19 protein-coding genes and 1 tRNA gene are annotated in these 17,409 nt (G+C 60.6%); 12 read left to right on the top strand and 8 right to left on the bottom strand.

The genetic code is table 11. The annotated features are described in order from the left end of the window. The first annotated feature begins 89 nt into the window (after window positions 1-89). Window positions 90-599, top strand: coding sequence for a DUF1993 domain-containing protein (locus AC1DNK_RS11190; RefSeq protein ID WP_477941083.1), 510 nt, complete (start codon window positions 90-92; stop codon window positions 597-599). A gap of 5 nt (window positions 600-604) precedes the next feature. Here AC1DNK_RS11190 and AC1DNK_RS11185 read toward each other — a convergent pair whose 3' ends face one another. The 5 genes from AC1DNK_RS11185 to AC1DNK_RS11165 all read right to left on the bottom strand — a co-directional run bounded on the left by AC1DNK_RS11185 (window position 605) and on the right by AC1DNK_RS11165 (window position 5,455). Further along, window positions 605-2,125 carry an alkaline phosphatase family protein gene (locus AC1DNK_RS11185; protein ID WP_477941081.1) on the bottom strand — a complete coding sequence of 507 codons (1,521 nt, stop codon included), beginning with the start codon at window positions 2,123-2,125 and terminating at the stop codon, window positions 605-607. A gap of 8 nt (window positions 2,126-2,133) precedes the next feature. Then, window positions 2,134-3,117: a UDP-glucose 4-epimerase GalE gene (gene galE / locus AC1DNK_RS11180; protein ID WP_477941078.1), complete on the bottom strand. Its 984-nt coding sequence runs from the start codon at window positions 3,115-3,117 to the stop codon at window positions 2,134-2,136. Window positions 3,118-3,357: 240 nt separating this feature from the next. Next, window positions 3,358-4,269, bottom strand: a complete 912-nt coding sequence (locus tag AC1DNK_RS11175; RefSeq protein WP_477941076.1) for an EAL domain-containing protein — start codon at window positions 4,267-4,269, stop codon at window positions 3,358-3,360. Then, a complete protein-coding gene (locus AC1DNK_RS11170) occupies window positions 4,205-5,101 on the bottom strand; it encodes a GGDEF domain-containing protein (RefSeq protein WP_477941075.1) in 897 nt (298 codons plus the stop codon). Before AC1DNK_RS11170 ends, AC1DNK_RS11175 begins: the two co-directional genes overlap by 65 nt. Window positions 5,102-5,365: 264 nt before the next feature. Beyond that, a tRNA-Ser gene (locus AC1DNK_RS11165) sits at window positions 5,366-5,455 on the bottom strand. A gap of 301 nt (window positions 5,456-5,756) precedes the next feature. Between AC1DNK_RS11165 and rplU the strand changes: the two genes are divergently transcribed. The 4 genes from rplU to AC1DNK_RS11145 all read left to right on the top strand — a co-directional run bounded on the left by rplU (window position 5,757) and on the right by AC1DNK_RS11145 (window position 7,747). Next, window positions 5,757-6,074, top strand: a complete 318-nt coding sequence (gene rplU, locus AC1DNK_RS11160; RefSeq protein ID WP_112385937.1) for a 50S ribosomal protein L21 — start codon at window positions 5,757-5,759, stop codon at window positions 6,072-6,074. Window positions 6,075-6,111: 37 nt separating this feature from the next. Further along, the gene (gene rpmA / locus AC1DNK_RS11155) at window positions 6,112-6,381 is read left to right on the top strand and encodes a 50S ribosomal protein L27 (protein ID WP_112385938.1); all 270 of its coding nucleotides are present in this window, start codon (window positions 6,112-6,114) and stop codon (window positions 6,379-6,381) included. A gap of 125 nt (window positions 6,382-6,506) precedes the next feature. After that, on the top strand, window positions 6,507-7,163 hold the full coding sequence (locus AC1DNK_RS11150) for a GNAT family N-acetyltransferase (protein ID WP_112385939.1): 657 nt from the start codon (window positions 6,507-6,509) through the stop codon (window positions 7,161-7,163). Between the two features lie 35 nt (window positions 7,164-7,198). Then, a complete protein-coding gene (locus AC1DNK_RS11145; protein ID WP_477941405.1) occupies window positions 7,199-7,747 on the top strand; it encodes a GNAT family N-acetyltransferase in 549 nt (182 codons plus the stop codon). A 41-nt stretch (window positions 7,748-7,788) separates the two neighbouring features. Here the strand turns inward: AC1DNK_RS11145 and AC1DNK_RS11140 are convergent, their stop codons facing one another. Then, window positions 7,789-8,652 carry an endonuclease/exonuclease/phosphatase family protein gene (locus AC1DNK_RS11140; RefSeq protein WP_477941072.1) on the bottom strand — a complete coding sequence of 288 codons (864 nt, stop codon included), beginning with the start codon at window positions 8,650-8,652 and terminating at the stop codon, window positions 7,789-7,791. Window positions 8,653-8,735: 83 nt separating this feature from the next. On the opposite strand from AC1DNK_RS11140, the gene obgE reads away from it, so the two are divergent. The 4 genes from obgE to AC1DNK_RS11120 are packed head-to-tail and all read left to right on the top strand — an operon-like array spanning window position 8,736 to window position 12,872. After that, window positions 8,736-9,818, top strand: coding sequence for a GTPase ObgE (obgE, locus tag AC1DNK_RS11135; RefSeq protein WP_112385941.1), 1,083 nt, complete (start codon window positions 8,736-8,738; stop codon window positions 9,816-9,818). Continuing rightward, a complete protein-coding gene (proB, locus tag AC1DNK_RS11130) occupies window positions 9,805-10,974 on the top strand; it encodes a glutamate 5-kinase (RefSeq protein WP_477941071.1) in 1,170 nt (389 codons plus the stop codon). Before obgE ends, proB begins: the two co-directional genes overlap by 14 nt. Continuing rightward, complete coding sequence (locus AC1DNK_RS11125; protein WP_477941070.1) at window positions 10,967-12,250, top strand: glutamate-5-semialdehyde dehydrogenase; 1,284 nt, start codon at window positions 10,967-10,969, stop codon at window positions 12,248-12,250. Before proB ends, AC1DNK_RS11125 begins: the two co-directional genes overlap by 8 nt. 37 nt (window positions 12,251-12,287) lie before the next feature. Further along, complete coding sequence (locus AC1DNK_RS11120; protein ID WP_310296530.1) at window positions 12,288-12,872, top strand: nicotinate-nucleotide adenylyltransferase; 585 nt, start codon at window positions 12,288-12,290, stop codon at window positions 12,870-12,872. A gap of 266 nt (window positions 12,873-13,138) precedes the next feature. On the opposite strand, the gene AC1DNK_RS11115 is transcribed toward AC1DNK_RS11120, so the two are convergent. Beyond that, window positions 13,139-13,924, bottom strand: coding sequence for a class I SAM-dependent methyltransferase (locus AC1DNK_RS11115; RefSeq protein WP_477941069.1), 786 nt, complete (start codon window positions 13,922-13,924; stop codon window positions 13,139-13,141). Between the two features lie 312 nt (window positions 13,925-14,236). Here AC1DNK_RS11115 and modA point away from each other — a divergent pair, with 312 nt between their 5' ends. From modA to modC, 3 genes are all read left to right on the top strand, one after another. Then, complete coding sequence (gene modA, locus AC1DNK_RS11110; RefSeq protein ID WP_477941067.1) at window positions 14,237-15,028, top strand: molybdate ABC transporter substrate-binding protein; 792 nt, start codon at window positions 14,237-14,239, stop codon at window positions 15,026-15,028. Between the two features lie 90 nt (window positions 15,029-15,118). Continuing rightward, window positions 15,119-15,820: a molybdate ABC transporter permease subunit gene (gene modB / locus AC1DNK_RS11105; protein WP_477941065.1), complete on the top strand. Its 702-nt coding sequence runs from the start codon at window positions 15,119-15,121 to the stop codon at window positions 15,818-15,820. Then, complete coding sequence (gene modC / locus AC1DNK_RS11100) at window positions 15,817-16,884, top strand: molybdenum ABC transporter ATP-binding protein (RefSeq protein ID WP_477941064.1); 1,068 nt, start codon at window positions 15,817-15,819, stop codon at window positions 16,882-16,884. Before modB ends, modC begins: the two co-directional genes overlap by 4 nt. Here the strand turns inward: modC and AC1DNK_RS11095 are convergent, their stop codons facing one another. Beyond that, complete coding sequence (locus tag AC1DNK_RS11095; protein ID WP_310296539.1) at window positions 16,885-17,262, bottom strand: winged helix-turn-helix domain-containing protein; 378 nt, start codon at window positions 17,260-17,262, stop codon at window positions 16,885-16,887. Window positions 17,263-17,409: the final 147 nt, after the last annotated feature.

Raw genomic sequence — 17,409 nt, 5'->3', positions numbered from 1 at the left:
GCATGCGACGTGCTGATGCAATCGTCATCAGCCGCGCCTAGATATGCGGCCTCAGCATCACGCTGATCCCTTTGCCCCAGGAGATTTCCATGTCCGTTTCCATGTACACGCTTACCGTTCCAATCTTTCAGCGCGGCCTGAAGACGCTGAGCACCTATCTCGACAAGGCCGAAGCCTACGCTACCGAAAAAGGGATCGATTCCAGTATCTTGGTGAACGCGCGGCTGGCCCCGGACATGCTGCCGCTGTCAGGCCAGTTTCAGCGCGCCACGGATAGCGCCAAATTCGGCATCACCCGCCTTACATCGACGGACGCACCGAAATTCGAGGACAACGAAACGACGATTGCCGAGCTGCGCGAACGCCTGGAAAAAGCGGAAGCCTACCTCGCCACGGTCACGCCCGAGATGCTTGAAGGCACGGAGAAGAGCGAAGTGACGCGCTCACTCGGCGGCAAGACGATAACGCTGAGCGGCCAAGAATATCTTGCTGCTTTCGCACTGCCGAACTTCTATTTCCACATTGCCATGGCGCACGCCATCCTGCGCAACCAGGGCGCGCCGGTCGGCAAGATGGATTATCTCGGCAGCTTCGGCTGAGGCACTCAGGGCCGGTAGGACACCGGCCCTTTTTCCGTGAGCTCGGTAAAGGCGAGCGTCTGGTCGAGGTGGCTCGCCCGCAGCGACAGCAGGCGCTCGGCATAGGCGAGCTGCACCTGCGCGTAAGCCGGATCGCCGGCCAGATTGCGAAGCTCCATCGGATCGGCCTTCAGATCGAAGAGCAGGGGCGGCAGGGCGGTAAAATGCACATACTTGAAATGATCGTCGCGGATGACGGCAAGATTGCACCGGTTGGGCGCCAAGCCGAAATGCGCCTGCGCATCGCCGCTGGCGATCTCCCGGAAATCGAACTCCCAGAAAGCCGCATCGCGCCAGTCCGAGACCGGTTTCTCATCAAGAAATCGGCGAAGCGATCTGCCGTCGAGGCTGTTTTTCGCGGACGCGCCGAGCGTCTCGCACAGTGTCGGGAAAATATCGGCCGCACTGGTGAAATGATCGACCGACATGCCTTTCGCAGCCGCCCGCGGATCGCGGATCACAAGCGGGATATGATAGCTACCGTCGAAGAAGCCACCCTTCCCCAGTGTCCAGTGATCGCCCATCATCTCCGCATGATCGGAGGTGAAGACAATGACGGTATCCTCCCACGTTCCGGCGTCCTTCAGAGATTGAAAGATACGTCCAAGCTGCGCATCGACCTCTGAAATCATTCCGTAATAGATCGCCCGGATGGCATCGAAATCCTGAGCACCCCAGTCATTCACCGCGCCTTCGGCACCGGAAATGAAACTGCCTTTCGAGGCCCGCGGCATTGCATAGTCGAGATAGGGATGCGCCTGCATCTCATCCTGCGCCGACGGTCCGCGCGAAAAGACCGGCCCGTCCCCGGGCTTGTACATCGCGCCATAAGGTTCCGGCACCGAAAAGGGCGGATGCGGCCTGAGGAAGGAAACATGCGCGAACCACGCACTATCCTGCTCACCCAGCCAGCGGATGAATTCGCCAGCTAAAAACGCTGTCTGGGTCTCATCCTTCGAATAGGACGTGCCCGCGGCCGAAATATCCCCTGCCCCCGCGCCGACTGGAATATGAATGTCGCGGCTGACGGCATCGGCATGGCCGCGCGACCGCAGCCAGGACAACCACTGCTTCTCATGCTCCGGCAGCAGTTGGCGCGCGGTAAATCCGGGCAGCAGCCCTTCGTAGCTGGTCAGATGCGGATCGCCGGCCTCGAGCGCTCGCGGGTCAGGAGCCGTATCGGTATAGCCGAACAGCGTCGGGTCGTAGCCCGCGCGCCGCGCCGCTAGCGCCAGATTGTCGAACCGCCGGTCGAGCGGCGAGCCGTTACGGCACACCCGGTGGTTCATCTGGTAGAGACCGGTATAGAGTGTCGCCCGCGCTGGCGAGCATGGCGCGGCCCCCGCAAAGTGATTGCGAAACAACACACCCTCAGCGGCGAGCGCATCAACGTTCGGCGTCCTGACAACAGGATGGCCGGCCGCCGCAAGGCAATCGCCACGCCATTGGTCAGCTGTGATCAGCAGGATATTCGGACGTTTCGGCAAGGCACGCCTCAGTGCTGATTGGTTCGGGAATGCCAGCGCCAGGCTGACTGGATGATATCGGAAAGATCATATTGCGGCACCCATCCGAGCACATCCCGCGCCTTGTCGTTATTGGCGACCAGCGTGTGCGAATCGCCCTCGCGGCGGCCGATATATTCAACCGGGAAAGGCCGTTTCGAGACATCCTCGATCGCCCCAAGCAGCTCCTTCACCGTCGTGCCGGTCCCGGTTCCGAGATTGAGCGCCACGGAATCGCCGCCACGCAGCAGATATTCGACCGCCCGGACATGGGCGTCCGCAAGGTCGAGTACATGGATGTAATCGCGTACACAGGTGCCGTCGCGGGTCTCGTAGTCGCTGCCGAACACCTTGAACCCCTGGCGGCGGCCGAGTGCCGCATCGATCGCCAGCGGGATCGCATGGGTTTCCGGATCGTGCCATTCGCCGATGCGGCCGTCGAAATCGGCACCCGCCGCATTGAAATAGCGCAGAATGACGGAGCGCAGGCTCTTGTACTGGTCATAATCCGCCAGGGCCTGCTCGACGATATATTTGGTGCGCCCGTAGGGATTGATTGGCACCTGCCGGTGCGTCTCATCCAGCGGCACGCTCTGTGGCAGGCCATAGGTCGCGCAGGTCGAGGAAAAGACGAAGGCATTGATGCCTGCCGCCTGCGCGGCCGACAGCAGCGTCAACGTACCGATTACATTATTTTCATAGAAGGCAACTGGATCTTTGACCGATTCACCCACCTCGATCAGTCCCGCAAAATGCAGGATCGCGGAAGGTTTGTGCTTGGCGAGCACCTCGTCCAGCCGGGCCCGGTCGCGAATATCGCCCTCCTCGGCCGGCCCCCATTTGACGAATTCCCGATGCCCGTTCGAGAAATTGTCGAAGACGACGGGCTTGTAGCCCTTGTTGGCCAGATCCAGGCACGTATGCGAGCCGATATAGCCGGCGCCGCCGACCACCAGAACAGTTTCACCAGCCATTCACCACCTCTATTGCCGTCTCGGATGAGGGAACCCTAGAGGAGATAAACGGCGAGAAAAAGGRGAATTGCAAAACCGATGCTGCAGGGCAGCAAAACAGGCATAACAAAGCTCTGCGCAGGCGCGTCGTGCGGTAACGTTTTGGGATTTTCAGCGGAGGAGCGAGCTCGCTCTCAGCGATTCCAGAGCGAAAATTGGTGGCGCGCACGGCATTGGCAGGCAATCCGTACACAGCGGAGATTATAGCGCTTTCCGGCGCGGAGTTATTGCAGCGTTTTGCAGCAGTGATGTGATGGCAGAAACCGGCTGCGGCCTGCCGAAGGCATAGCCTTGCAGAATGTCGGCACCGAGTTTCGCCAGCACTTCTGCATGGGCGATCGTCTCGACACCCTCGGCAACGATCTCGACATCGAGCGACCGGGCGATATCGATCAGCGAGCCGATCAGCCGCCGCTGGGTCTCGTTTTCCAGAACCGGAAGCACCAGCTGGCGATCGATCTTCACTCGGTTGGGACGCAGTTCGACCAGACCGAGCAGCGAGGCGTGGCCGGAGCCCAGATCGTCGATCTCGATGTCGATGCCGCACTCCCGGATCTTGTCGATATTGCGCTTCACCTGGCCGCTCAGGCTATCGAAGAAGATCGTTTCAATGAGCTCGAAACTGATGCGTCCCGGCGGGATCTGCAGCTGCTTGACCTTGGCCGGCAGGTTCGGATCGGCGAGACGCTCGGCCGACAGATTGACGGAAACCCGCGGCACGTCGAGGTCCGCAAGCGACCAGCGGTTAATGTCGAACAGGGCGCGCTGCAGAATCGCGTCGTCGATTGCCTCCATCAGGCCGTGAGCGGCCGCCAGCGGCAGAAACTCCGCCGGGCTTCTGACACCCTTGGCGCTTTCCCAGCGGGCGAGCGCTTCCAGGCCGCAGATCTCATAGCTGCGCGCATCGACCTGAACCTGATAGAAAGGAACGACCTCGCCGGCCCTGAGGCCCGTCTTCAACTCCTGCAGCAGCTGCTTTTCAGCGTTTATCTTGTTGGCAAGCGACGGCGAGAACAGCTCATCGCGATTGCGGCCGCCACGCTTAGCCTCATAGAGCGCGAGGTCCGAGGAAGCGAGCAGCGAGCAGCGATGCCAGCTGATCAGAGGGCGCACTAGCCAAGCCGATCGAACATTCGATGACAAAGGGCTCGCCGTCTATGTCGAGCGGGCGTCGCAGAGCCTGGCGCAGATCGCGGACGATCCCGGTATCCCTGCCTGGCGAAAGATGATGCGAGACGATGACGAACTCGTCGCCACCAAGCCGGGCGGCGATCTCGCCGTCTCCCACACAGGCCGTCAGCAGCGAACCGACATGGCGAAGAACCTGGTCCCCGCCGGCATGACCGAAACGGTCGTTGATATCCTTGAAGCGATCGATATCGATATGACAGACGGACACGATCCGGCCCGCCTCCCGCCCGAGAGCTGCAAAGGCCTCGTCGAATGCCCGCCGGTTCAAAAGCCCGGTCAGATAGTCGTGATCGGCAGCGTAGCGCGCATCGGCGCGGCTGCTATCGGCGGCCTCGCGCTCGCGCGCAAGCTGCTCGTTGCGCAGAACATCGTCAGTGACGTCCCATTCCGCCCCTATGAAACACGGCTCTCCCTGGCCATCGACGAAATACTTTGCGCGCGACCGTATATGCCGTACGGCGCCATTCGGCCGGATGATGCGAAATTCGGAAGCATAGTCGCTCCTATTCCTGATCGCTTCCTCGAACAGTGCGCTGGCACGGCTACAATCGTCGGGATGAACGCTTTCGAGCCAGACGACGTCGAGCAAACCCTTGTTGATGCCATAGATACGCTGCAGCTGCTCGTCCCAGCGCGTCTGATTTTTCAACAGGTTATGCTGCCAGATACCGATGCCGGAGGCTTCGAGCGCAATATTGAGCTGCCGAACCAGATCTTCCAGTTCGTTGTTCGTCCAGGTTAGTTTCGTTTCCACTGCGTTCCGGCCTCTTTTGCAGCACTATGCCGGTTATTGCTTAGGAAATACTGAAGCCATTCTCCCGAGTTCCACCCTCGATTTTTTGCAACCGTCTGCAATTCTTGAGCGAGTGATCGCCAGGATTTCAAAGATTATGAGATGGTATGGCTTCGTCCGGACAGGCAATTGGAACGCTGCCTTGTAAGGCAAAATGCCCTCGTCGCAGCGAACAGTAAGTTCACGCGTGTAATCGCAAGGCCAAAACTGAATGTAGAGAAATGATGGCGGAGAGGGTGGGATTTGAACCCACGGTGCCCTTGCAGGCACGCCGCATTTCGAGTGCGGTACATTCAACCACTCTGCCACCTCTCCGCGGTCTGGTTGACGCCGTTAAGCGCGGGCTGTCTCTTAGCGATAGAATCACGGGCTGGCAAGACGAAATTGCGACGCTTTTTCATCCTTCTGCCTTGACAGATTTTTGACACTCGTCTATCCCGCCTCCGCAATAGGCGTGGGAAAGTCCGTGCCTTGCCCGCCTCACGCTCGCGTGAGGTTTCACCGGCAGACAGAATTTGGGGTTCAGCCCCGAAATCCCTGCTTAACACAGACTGATAAGAAGACAGCCACCTGCGGTTTGCAGGGAGAGCTGGATCGAACATGAAAGGATTAAAAAATGTTCGCAGTCATCAAGACCGGCGGTAAGCAGTACCGTGTGGCAGCAAACGACGTGCTGACCATCGAGAAGCTTGAAGCATCCGCTGGCGACTCCATTGAATTCACCGAAGTACTCGTCATCGGCGAAGGCGCCGATGCAGCGATCGGCGCACCCTTCGTCAAGGGCGCATCCGTCAAGGCCGAAGTGGTCGAGCAGAACCGTGGCAAGAAGGTCATCGCCTTCAAGAAGCGCCGCCGTCAGAACTCGAAGCGCTCGCGCGGTCATCGCCAGCATCACACGGTTGTCCGCATCACGGACATCCTGGCAGCCAAGTAATCGGTTTCGGGCAACTAAGGTTTAAAGGAGAAATCCAATGGCACACAAAAAAGCTGGCGGTTCGTCGCGCAACGGTCGTGACTCTCAGTCCAAGCGCCTTGGCGTGAAGAAGTTCGGCGGCGAAGCCGTCATCGCAGGCAACATCATCGTGCGTCAGCGCGGTACGCAGTGGCATCCGGGCGCCAATGTCGGCCTCGGCAAGGACCACACCATTTTTGCGCTTACGAACGGCAATGTAGACTACCGAACGAAGGCCAATGGTCGCGTGTACGTATCTGTAATGCCGAAAGCGGAAGCAGCGGAATAAGCCGGTAGCGCTCTAAAACAGCCGGCGTCTCATCGACCCGGCTGAGCGTATCAGGTTCAGTCCAGAAAACAGGGGAGATGGGGCGCCATCTCCCCTTTTTTCTTTGTCCATAAGGAGGACTGAACATGCAAGGCGAACTGATCAGGGTCGACCAATCAAGGTCACCCCGGGAAGACCAGAGGTCTCCCAAGGAGCGGCTGAGGCCGGAGCGGTTAAGGACCGATTGCCCTGTCTTGTTATCGGAAAGGCTCGTCATGCGCGCGCCTCACGTGGAAGACATTGACGCCCTTTCCCATCTCGCCAACAACGCCAAAGTCGCCACAATGGTATCGCGCATGCCGCACCCGTATACCGCCAATGATGCCGCCGACTTTGTACGTCGAACGGCGAATGGCGAGATCGGCAAGTGCGTCTATGCGATTACCAAAGCCGAAAACGGCGCGTTTATGGGCTGCTGCGGCGTGGAACCGCATGCCGATGGACGCACCGTCGAGATCGGTTACTGGCTCGGCGAACCTTTCTGGGGGCAGGGCTACACCACGGAAGCCTGCCACGCGCTGGTCGATATGGTGTTCCGCACCCGCGAAAGCGTCGACCAGATCGACGCCCGTTGCCGGGTGACCAACGTCGCGTCGCGCCGCGTCATCCAGAAGTGCGGCTTCCAGTTCCAGGGCTCGGGTCTTGCCGCGTCGCTGGCGCTCGGATCCAACGTCCCGGTCGAATGGTACAGGCTCGACCGCAAGACTTGGATGTCGCTGAGAAGCTGGGGGGCGCTGTCATGAGTGCAGCCCTTCTCGACCGCCAAAAGGTGCAGCCGATGACACCGGGCGCTGTTCCCGTCATTGGCACCGCTAGGCTTTCGCTTCGCCCGCACCGGCTGAGCGATGCCGATGCCATCGCCGGATCGCTCAGCGATTTCGCAGTAACCAGGATGCTGGCCCGCGTGCCGGCACCCTACCACCGGCAGGACGCCCTGGATTGGCTGGTTCCAGTCACCTCGGGGCGGCTGCAGGATTGGCATCTGGCGATCACCAGCGGAGACGATACCCATATCGGGATGGTCTCCGTCGAGCTTCGCCACGGGCGCTGGCACCTTGGCTACTGGCTGAACCGCTACTACTGGCGGCGCGGCTATATGAGCGAAGCGGTCGCCGCCGTGCTGGAGCGGTTTTCGCGCCGGATGCCGGAGATGCCCGTTCACTCCGGCGTCTTTGCCGATAACCCCGCCTCGCTGCGGCTGCAGGAAAAGCTCGGCTTCCGCATGAGCGGGTGCTCGGAGATCTACAGTTTCGCCCGCAACACCATGGTGTCGCATGTCGAAACCGTCCTCCAGCCCGGTGCGCTGCAAAGCGTCAAGGCCGCCTGACTGAGACTGAAACGCCGCGGCAGAGATGCCGCGGCGTTTCTCTAGACTTCGATCTCGACCCAGACCGGGAAGTGATCCGAACCGACCGAATCCGTATCGACATGGGCGGCCTTGAGGCTGCCTGCCAACCCGCCGCTGACGAAGCAGTAATCGAGATGCATCCGCTTTCCGTGATCCTTGGGATCCATCCAGCTGTAGCTTTTGGGGTGATAGCCATCGAGCGCCGCCAGCGCATCGACAGGCGTGCCGATACGCGGGACACGCCCGTAATATCCGTCCTTTGCGCCGGCAAGCGCGCAATATTCAGGCGATTCCGGCACCATGTTGAAATCACCCATGACGACGTAATCCTCCGGCAGCGGCAGCTCCTCGAAATCGAGCTCGCCTGCACCGCTGACGGCACCGCCTTCGAGGCAGAAACGATTGATCCGGTCGTTGAGATGGCGGATCTGGGCAATGCGCTCATCGACCGAAACGTGGTCGAGATGTACCGAATAGACGCGCAGCGGCCGGCCGGGAATGTCGATCAGCGCCTCCGTCGCCCCCCGCTGCAGATTGAGTTTCGACACCGTGCGGCTGCGCGGCAGGAGATGCGTGCGCGAGGACAGGATTGGAAAGCGCGACAGGATCATGTTGCCGAACTGGAAGCGTGTGCCGCGGGGCGGAAAGCCGCTTTCACCAGCTGCGACATGCAGATCAAAGGGCGCGCCATAGACCCAGAAATAGTCGGGAAACAGCGCCGCGAGATCGGCGACCATGTCGGCAAAATCGTTCGATTCCGAGCCTCTGGTCACTTCCTGCAGCGCGATGACATCAGCCCCTTCGAGACTATCCGCAATGCGGCCAAGGTCGTAAATCCCATCAAGACCGAAGCCGTACTGTATGTTATAGCTCGCAAACTTCACGATATTCTTTGACCTCCGCATGAACCGCCTATATCGAAAGCGGCGAATAAGGCGCGTTAATAGCCACCGGTACTGGAAGTAAAATGAAATTTCTCGACGAAGCAAAGGTCTATATCAAGTCCGGAGACGGCGGTGGCGGCAGCGTGTCGTTCCGTCGCGAGAAATTCATCGAATTCGGTGGACCGGATGGCGGCGACGGCGGACGCGGCGGCGATGTCTGGGCCGAAGCGGTCAACGGATTGAACACGCTGATCGATTTCCGCTTCCAGCAGCATTTCAAGGCGCAGATCGGCACCCACGGCATGGGCCGCAACCGCACCGGCGCCAACGGCAGCGACGTCACGCTCAAGGTACCAGTCGGAACGCAGATCTTCGAGGAAGACCGGGAGACGCTGATCTGCGACCTCACCGAAGAAGGCCAGCGCTTCCGCATCGCGGCAGGCGGCAATGGCGGCTTCGGGAACGCGCATTTTAAGTCTTCGACCAACCAGGCGCCTGACTGGGCCAATCCTGGCCTCGAAGGCGAGGAAAAGACCATCTGGATGCGGCTGAAGCTGATTGCTGATGCCGGTCTGGTCGGCATGCCGAATGCCGGCAAGTCCACCTTCCTGGCGTCTGTCACCCGTGCACGCCCGAAGATCGCCAATTACCCCTTCACCACGCTGCACCCGAACCTCGGCGTCGCGACGGTCGATGGACAGGAATTCATTCTCGCCGATATCCCGGGCCTCATCGAAGGCGCCCATGAGGGCGTCGGCATCGGCGACCGCTTCCTCGGCCATGTCGAGCGCACCCGCGTTCTCTTGCATCTTGTCTCCGCGCAGGAAGAGAAGGTCGGCAAGGCTTACAAGACGGTGCGCCATGAGCTTGAAGCCTATGGCCAGGAGCTCGGCGAAAAGGTCGAAATCGTCGCGCTATCGCAGATCGACGTGCTCGACGACGAGACGCTGAAGAAGAAGACCAAGGAACTCGCCAAGGCCTGCGGCCGCACGCCGTTCCAGATTTCGGCGGCGACCGGCAAGGGCATGACCGAGGTGCTACGCGCTTTGCGCGAGATCATCACCGAGGCCAATGCCGGTTCGGCTGAAAAGATCGCCAAGGCCCCGAAGCTTCGTCACCGCGATATGGCCTCCGACGAGGAAAGCGAAACGGATGACAACGCGTAAGTCTCTGGATCGCCATCGCCGCATCGTCATCAAGATCGGCTCGGCACTGCTCGTCGATCGCAAGACGGGTTTGAAGAAGGCTTGGCTGGACGCCATGTGCGCCGATATCGCGGCGCTGAAGAAAAAGGGCGCCGATGTTCTCGTCGTCTCGTCTGGCGCTATCGCCCTTGGCCGGTCGGTTCTCGATCTTCCCTCTGGCGCCCTGAAGCTCGAAGAGAGCCAGGCAGCCGCAGCAGTCGGCCAGATTGCGCTGGCCCGCGCCTGGTCCGAAAGCCTCTCCCATGATGAGATCGTCGCCGGGCAGATCCTTCTGACGCTTGGCGATACCGAAGAGCGCCGCCGCTATCTCAACGCCCGCGCCACGATCAACCAGCTGCTGAAGATCGGCGCCGTGCCGATCATCAACGAAAACGACACGGTCGCCACCAGCGAAATCCGCTACGGCGACAACGACCGGCTCGCCGCGCGCGTCGCGACCATGACCGGGGCCGACCTGCTGATCCTGCTCTCTGATATCGATGGCCTCTATACGGCGCCGCCGCATCTCGATCCGGACGCGAAGTTCCTGGAAACGATAGCCGAAATCACCCCGGAGATCGAAGCCATGGCGGGCGGAGCGGCTTCCGAGCTGTCGCGTGGCGGCATGCGAACCAAGATCGACGCCGGCAAGATCGCGACGACCTCGGGCTGCGCCATGATCATCGCATCGGGCAAGACCGATAGCCCGCTATCCGCCATCGAAAACGGCGCGCGCTCCTCCTGGTTCGCGCCGTCGGGAACGCCCGTCACGGCCCGCAAGACATGGATCGCCGGGCAGCTTCAGCCTGCCGGCGAACTGCATATCGATGAAGGCGCCATGACCGCGCTTGGCGCTGGCAAGAGCCTGCTGCCCGCCGGTGTCCGCAAGATCAATGGCATTTTCAGCCGCGGCGATACCGTGGCGATCATCGGCCCCTCCGGACGCGAGATTGCCCGTGGCCTTGTCAGCTACGATGCCGACGAGGCCCGCCAGATCGCCGGGCGCAAATCGGCCGAGATCGAGAAGATCCTCGGCTATCCCGGCCGCGCCGCCATGATCCACCGTGACGACATGGTGATGACGGGACAGATAAGTTCGAAATCCGAAAGGCAGAAGAAGGACGCAAGCTATGCTTGATACGGTTGCGCAGAGCCCTGACATTGACGTGCTGATGAACGACATCGGCCGCAAGGCAAAGGCTGCAGCGCGACCGTTGGGCTTTGCCTCGACGGACAGCAAGAACAAGGCCTTGAACGCCATGGCCGATGCGATCCTCCGGAACAAGGCGCATATCCTTGCGGAGAACGCCAAGGACCTGAAGGATGTCGAGGGCGGCAGCCTGCTGGCTTCCTTCGTCGATCGCCTGACGCTCAATGACAAGCGCGTCACCGAGATGGCTGAAGGCATCCGCACCATTGCCGCACTCAAGGATCCTGTCGGCGAAATCATCGCCGCCTGGAACCGGCCGAACGGTCTGAAGATCGAACGTACCCGCACGCCTCTCGGCGTCATCGGCGTGATCTTCGAAAGCCGCCCGAACGTGACCGCCGATGCCGGCGCGCTGTGCCTCAAGGCTGGAAACGCCGTCATCCTGCGTTGCGGTTCGGATTCGCGCCGTTCCTCGCAGGCAATCCACGCCTGCCTGGTCGAGGGATTGAAGGAAGCGGGACTGCCCGAACACGCCATCCAGCTGGTCCCGGTCACCGACCGGGCGGCCGTCGGCGCCATGCTGCGTGGCCTGGAAGGCGCGATCGACGTCATTGTGCCGCGCGGAGGCAAGAGCCTTGTCGCGCGCGTCCAGAACGAGGCCCGCGTGCCGGTTTTCGCCCATCTCGAGGGGCTCTGCCACGTCTATGTCGATAAATCTGCCGATCTCGCCATGGCAAGAGACATTATCGTCAACGCCAAGATGCGCCGCACCGGCGTCTGCGGCGCTGCGGAAACCCTGCTGGTCGATAAGGCGGTTGTGGGCACCCACCTGAAGCCGTTGCTGGAAGCGCTGGCTGCCGCCGGATGCGAGATTCGCGGCTCCGCGGCAGTGGTCGATGCTATCCCCGGCACCAAACCGGCAACGGAAGAAGACTGGTCGACGGAGTATCTCGACGCGGTGATCGCCGTTGCCATCGTCGATGGCATATCGGGCGCGATCGGCCACATCCAGACTTACTCCTCGAACCACACCGAGGCAGTGCTTGCCGAAGACCCCGAGGTCGTCGAGCGCTTCTTCACCGAAATCGATTCCGCCATTCTGCTGCACAATGCCTCGACCCAGTTTGCCGATGGCGGCGAGTTCGGCATGGGCGCGGAGATCGGCATCGCCACCGGCAAGATGCACGCCCGCGGCCCCGTTGGCGTCGAACAGCTGACCTCCTTCAAATACCGCGTTCGCGGCACCGGACAGACGCGGCCCTGACGTGATTCCAGAAGGACTAGACCGGCACTATCTTCGCATGCCGCACACCGAGCGCGGCATGGTCGTCGGTCTTTTCGGAGGGTCCTTCAATCCGCCGCACCAGGGCCATGCGCTGGTGGCCGAGATCGCCATCCGCCGTCTCGGCCTCGATCAGCTCTGGTGGATGGTGACGCCCGGCAACCCGCTGAAGAGCCGCAATCACCTGGCACCGCTGGCGGAACGCATAGCCCTCAGCGAAGCGATCGCGCCGGATCCGCATATCAAGGTCACGGCCTTCGAACAGGCGCTCGGCATCAGCTATACGGCCAACACACTGGCGAAGGTGAAAGCCCGCAATCCGCATGTTCACTTCGTCTGGATCATGGGGGCCGACAGCCTGCAGACATTCCACAAGTGGCAGAAATGGCAGGACATCGCCAAGACCTTCCCGATTGCGGTCATCGACCGTCCGGGATCGACGCTGTCTTTCCTGTCGTCGAAGATGGCGAAGACCTTCGATTACGCACGTGTCGATGAAGACGATGCAAGAGCGCTCTGGAAAAAGCCGGCGCCCGCCTGGACGTTCATTCACGGACCACGTTCGGCGCTGAGCTCCACCGCGATCCGCAAGGCCGCCGAATAATCCGAATTGTGAGAAGAGCAGAAATGAAAAGCCCGACGGGGGAGGATCCGTCGGGCTTCATAAACTTGATCGACAACTGGGAGGAGGAGTGTTGTCGATCCATATCGAACGGCCTTGGGAGGAGGAGTGGCCGTTTCGATGTTTAAGTTCTATCATAATCGATTGAAAAATGAACATCGTATATCGCAATGCAGCAATGCATCTCACGCAAGGCTAAGCTAAGCACTTCGGATGATCCTGCTCGTTTTTCGGGCAATCCAAACGGGCTATCGGTAGACCCGCTCCGAAAAGGCGCTCATTCCGGACCTGATCATCAGTTCGTAGACCATTCGCCTGCTGATTGGATTATGGAGCCTTGCAACTTTGGATCCGAGAAACTCCGTCTCCGTGTGGTCGAAGGCGGTCAGATCCGCTGCGTTGGCGATGGCGTCATAGTAGAACTGATGGTGATCCCGGCGGCAGACATAGGTCTTGTATTTGGTCATGCAGAAAGCCGAGAACTCCGCACCGTTTTCCCGCAGGAAATCGGCAACGCCGACGGTAACCTCCGGCCAGGCCGGATTGAACGTGTCGTCGAAGGCGATGATGCCGTGTGGCGCGAGGCTATCCTTCGCCAACCGGCTATCGGCGACGATATGCGGCAACATGTGGCCGCCATCGATGCTGAAGAAACGGACTTCGCCGATCTTGTCCTTTATCTCGCTTGCCGAGAGCCGGGTACTGTCGCCGGTGACGACCAGCGCCTCGTCAACGGCAAGCCCAAGCCGCCGTCCGTTATCCAGGAAACGCCCGTATTGCGGCGAAGCGCCGTCGCCGGTCTGGCCGATGTCGAACAGATCGATCGCCAGCAGTTTTTGATCCGGCCCGCAGATCTTCCGGAACAGATAATAGGAGCGTCCGTAGAAGACGCCGATCTCGGCTATGCCGCCGTCAAGGTTGTCGCTGTTTTGTCTTTGCAACAGCGAGAGGAACACAAGTGCGTCGGGCGGATCGATATATCCTTCGATCGTCTGTAAATCATGGAAGATGAATTTCCGTGTCGCCGAGTTCATCAAACCTGCAGATCCTCTTCGCCTGTGATTTCATAGCGTTTTCCGTATCTATAGGCACGAAGTAAACAGCAGATCAGGCAGGATTATCAAGATTAACGTAGAGAATTTCGTATTTTACTTGGAATTGCAGCACGATAGGCAAGAATATCTGCAATTTATACGCGATAAATTTTAAATTTATCGATTCATTTGTGGCAATACTTGGGCAGGAAATGCCGCGGCGTATCAATATGTTTGTGAAAATATATCCCTAGCAAAGGCGAGGCAGATCGATATATTCGCTTCGATATTTCGAACTGGGGAGTGAATTTTATGCAGAACCGCCGTCATTGGATGAAACTGGCTATTGCCGCTATTTCCGCCGGCTTTATCGGCCTCGGCACACTGCCGCAGCCGGCTGCGGCCGCCGAAAAGGTGACCGTCTTCGCCGCCGCGAGCCTGAAGGACGCCCTTGATGCCGCAAACGCCGCCTGGGCCAAGGAAAGCGGCAAGGAAGCCGTGGTCTCCTATGCTGCCAGCGGCGCGCTTGCCAAGCAGATTGAAAACGCCGCACCGGCAGACGTCTTCATTTCCGCCGATCTCAACTGGATGGATTATGTCGCGGGCAAGAAGCTGATCAAGGACGACACCCGCTCGAACCTTCTCGGCAACCGCCTCGTGCTGGTCGCCGCCAAGGACAAGGCAAAGCCTGTCGATATCAAGCAGGGCTTCGACCTTGCTGGCCTTATCGGCGACGGCAAGCTGGCAATGGGCGAGCCGAAATCCGTTCCGGCCGGCAAATACGGCCAGGCCGCCCTCGACAAGCTCGGCATCTGGAAGTCGGTTGAGCCGAAGGCTGCCTTCGCAGAGAGTGTTCGCGCCGCACTGGCGCTCGTCTCGCGTGGCGAAGCCCCCTATGGCATCGTCTACCAGACCGACGCAGCCGCCGATAAGGGTGTTGCGATCGTCGGCACCTTCCCGGCCGATTCCCACCCGCCGATCATCTATCCGGTGGCGCTGCTCGCCGAAAGTAAGAATGCCGATGCGGCCGCCTATCTCGACTTCCTGAAATCCGACAAGGCGGCAGCGTTCTTCACCGCGCAGGGTTTCACGATCCTGAAGTGATCGAACTGAAATGATTGCAGAATTTCTTTCTGCAGCTTAGCGTGAAGGCTCGCATTTCTGCGAGCCTTCTATTTTTGGAGAAGACGGATCTTGGATGCCCTTGGCCTGAGCGCGGAAGAATGGACGGCGATCATGCTCAGCCTTCGCGTCTCCATCGTGGCGATGATCGCCAGCCTGCCTTTCGGTATCGGCGCAGCGCTGCTGCTCGCCCGCGGCCGCTTCTACGGTAAGTCGATTCTGAACGGCATCATCCATCTTCCGCTCATCCTGCCCCCTGTCGTCACAGGCTTCATCCTTCTCGTCCTGTTAGGCCGACGTGGGCCGATTGGCAGCCTGCTCGACCAATATCTCGGCATCGTCCTCTCCTTCCGCTGGACGGGCGCTGCGCTGGCCTGCGCCGTGATGGGCTTCCCGCTGATGGTGCGCAGCATTCGCCTCTCCATCGAAGCGGTCGACCGCAAGCTCGAAGAAGCCGCAGGCACTCTCGGCGCAAGTCCGCTCTGGGTATTCCTGACTGTCACCCTGCCGCTGACATTGCCTGGCATCATCGCCGGCATGATCCTGTCTTTCGCAAAGGCCATGGGCGAGTTCGGCGCCACGATCACCTTCGTCTCGAACATCCCCGGCGAAACCCAAACGCTGTCCGCCGCGATCTACACCTTCACGCAGGTGCCGGGCGGCGATGCCGGCGCCTTCAGGCTGACGCTGGTAGCCGTCGCTATCTCCATGGCGGCGCTACTGGCATCCGAATACATGGCCTATCTCGCCGGCCGGAAAGTGGATCCGGCATGACACTGACCGTTGACGCCCGCCACCGCCTCGGCGCCTTCAGGCTCGACGGCGCCTTCAGCTCCGAGAACGGCGTGACTGCGCTCTTCGGCCGTTCCGGATCCGGCAAGACCTCGATGATCCGTATCATCGCCGGCCTGACACGCCCGGAAGAGGGCAGGGTGCTTCTCGATGACGAACCGTTGACCGATACCGCCAAGGGCATCTTCGTTCCGCGCCACCGCCGCCGCTTCGGCTATGTCTTTCAGGAGGCGCGGCTTTTCCCGCATCTGAGCGTCCGCAGCAACCTCACCTATGGCCGCTGGTTCGCGCCGAAAGCCGGGCGCACTGATAATTTCGATCGCATCGTCGACATGTTGGGGATCGAGCCTCTGCTGACCCGCGCACCGGCAAAACTCTCCGGCGGTGAAAGGCAGCGTGTGGCAATCGGCCGGGCGCTGCTGTCTTCCCCGCGCCTGCTTCTGATGGACGAGCCGCTGGCAGCGCTCGATGAAGCACGCAAGGCCGAAATCCTGCCTTACCTCGAGCGTTTGCGCGACGAGACGCAGATCCCGATCGTCTATGTCAGCCACTCGATCGCCGAAGTCGCCCGCCTGGCGAACCAGGTCGTCGTCATGCGCGACGGCAGGGTGGAAGCGATCGGCAGCGCCGCCGACATTCTGAGCCGGCCATCGAGAAGCGAGGGACGTCGGGAAGCCGGCGCGCTTCTGGAGGGGACGGTGACAGGCGTCGATCCGAAACACCAACTGGCGACGGTGGCGCTGAAGACAGCCGAGCTGCAGCTACCAGGCGCCGCGGCCGAGCCGGGCAAACGGGTGCGCATCCTGATCCCGGCTCGCGACGTTATGCTGGCGACGGTGAAGCCCGAGGGCTTGAGCGCCCTCAACATCATTGACGGCACGATCCGTGAATTGGCGCCTGCCGACGATGGCACGGTCGAGGTCCAGGTTGATTGCGGCGGCGATGTCATCCTGTCGCGCATCACGGCGCTATCGGTGGAAAAGCTCGCGCTGGCGCCGGGAAAGGCCGTCTTTGCCGTGATCAAGACGGTTGCGCTGCAGCCCTGATCATTCCGTGGCGCCGTCGGTGGGGCTGCGGTTTCCCTCAAGCCAGGCAAGGTCGCTCGCCAGCGTCGCGCGAACCGTCTCTTCCATTCGGCGGAAACGGGCGAGCAGCTCTTCTCCGAACGGCGTCAGTGCAGCACCGCCACCCTTCTGCCCGCCGCGTTGTGATTCGACCACCGGCTGCTTGAACATCCGGTTCATGTCGCTGACCAGCAGCCACGCGCGCCGGTAGGACATATCCATCGCCCGGCCGGCGGCCGAGATCGAACCGGTCTCGCGAATATGCTCAAGAAGCTCCATCTTGCCGCGCCCGAGCCGGTCCTCGTGCGGAAAGCTGATGCGCAGCACTGGAATGAGATTGGGTCTCGCGGGATCAGGCATGAAGTCAGTATTTTCCGAATGAACCGCCGCACTTTACGCGTGGCCTTGGCCGCTGTACACAGCCGCCGGAAATACCGGCCTGTCATAATTGTTGATCGCGCAGACAAGTCTTCGCGCCATGAAACCACGGCCGTGTCTTGAAAGATT

This window comes from Rhizobium sp. 01N424 (assembly GCF_056399485.1).
Note: the sequence above shows the minus strand (reverse complement) of the source record. Positions and strands in the feature narration are given on the sequence as shown.

Coding starts and splice junctions, on each gene's coding strand:
- obgE (WP_112385941.1), top strand. CDS start 8,736: ATGAAATTTCTCGACGAAGCAAAGGTCTATATCAAGTCCGGAGACGGC.
- AC1DNK_RS11190 (WP_477941083.1), top strand. CDS start 90: ATGTCCGTTTCCATGTACACGCTTACCGTTCCAATCTTTCAGCGCGGC.
- AC1DNK_RS11115 (WP_477941069.1), bottom strand. CDS start 13,924: ATGAACTCGGCGACACGGAAATTCATCTTCCATGATTTACAGACGATC.
- rplU (WP_112385937.1), top strand. CDS start 5,757: ATGTTCGCAGTCATCAAGACCGGCGGTAAGCAGTACCGTGTGGCAGCA.
- modC (WP_477941064.1), top strand. CDS start 15,817: ATGACACTGACCGTTGACGCCCGCCACCGCCTCGGCGCCTTCAGGCTC.
- AC1DNK_RS11095 (WP_310296539.1), bottom strand. CDS start 17,262: ATGCCTGATCCCGCGAGACCCAATCTCATTCCAGTGCTGCGCATCAGC.
- galE (WP_477941078.1), bottom strand. CDS start 3,117: ATGGCTGGTGAAACTGTTCTGGTGGTCGGCGGCGCCGGCTATATCGGC.
- AC1DNK_RS11145 (WP_477941405.1), top strand. CDS start 7,199: ATGACACCGGGCGCTGTTCCCGTCATTGGCACCGCTAGGCTTTCGCTT.
- AC1DNK_RS11125 (WP_477941070.1), top strand. CDS start 10,967: ATGCTTGATACGGTTGCGCAGAGCCCTGACATTGACGTGCTGATGAAC.
- AC1DNK_RS11150 (WP_112385939.1), top strand. CDS start 6,507: ATGCAAGGCGAACTGATCAGGGTCGACCAATCAAGGTCACCCCGGGAA.
- AC1DNK_RS11120 (WP_310296530.1), top strand. CDS start 12,288: ATGCCGCACACCGAGCGCGGCATGGTCGTCGGTCTTTTCGGAGGGTCC.
- rpmA (WP_112385938.1), top strand. CDS start 6,112: ATGGCACACAAAAAAGCTGGCGGTTCGTCGCGCAACGGTCGTGACTCT.
- modA (WP_477941067.1), top strand. CDS start 14,237: ATGCAGAACCGCCGTCATTGGATGAAACTGGCTATTGCCGCTATTTCC.
- proB (WP_477941071.1), top strand. CDS start 9,805: ATGACAACGCGTAAGTCTCTGGATCGCCATCGCCGCATCGTCATCAAG.